General features: G+C 53.4%; 1 protein-coding gene. It reads left to right on the forward strand.

The annotated features are described in order from the left end of the window. Positions 1-302 precede the first annotated feature (302 nt). A partial coding sequence (locus tag J5M56_RS24505; RefSeq protein WP_207937998.1) for a porin occupies positions 303-500 on the forward strand: 198 nt, incomplete at its 3' end.

Below are 500 nucleotides of genomic sequence, written 5' to 3' on the forward strand. Positions count from 1 at the left end.
GTTCCACCTTTGATAACTGCGCTACGCAGACACCCATTGCGCAGTGGGGGTGCGCACGCCTGCGCGTTTCAACGCCACGGGTTCTCGCTCTTCTTATTAAACGACTATTACAAGGAGATAGCCACAAAAAAGCGCTAACAATTCGCTCGCGCTGACGGTGAGCCGCGGCAGCTAGTCCCGCAGCTCCAACGATTGACTACCTGGAGTCGTCTGTCTTGTGATTCAACGCTCCGATCTTTATGAGCCGATCGTCTGCAAATAAATATGTAGTACGAATCATTTTTGCGCAACAGGAGATGCAAATGAAAAAAGTTATGCTCGCAACATGGCTGTTGGCCATCGGAGGCTTCGCACAGGCCCAAAGCAGCGTCACCCTGTATGGCCGGATCGATACAGGCCTCGAATATATGAGCGGACTTACGAATGGCAGTGGCCGAAGCGTTTCGCGCTTGCGTGCGGAAAGCGGTGACTGGGGCACCGGCATGTTTGGTCTCAAGGGT

Source organism: Pseudomonas sp. 51_B (assembly GCF_017491595.1).
GTDB classification, from domain to species: domain Bacteria; phylum Pseudomonadota; class Gammaproteobacteria; order Pseudomonadales; family Pseudomonadaceae; genus Aquipseudomonas; species Aquipseudomonas promysalinigenes.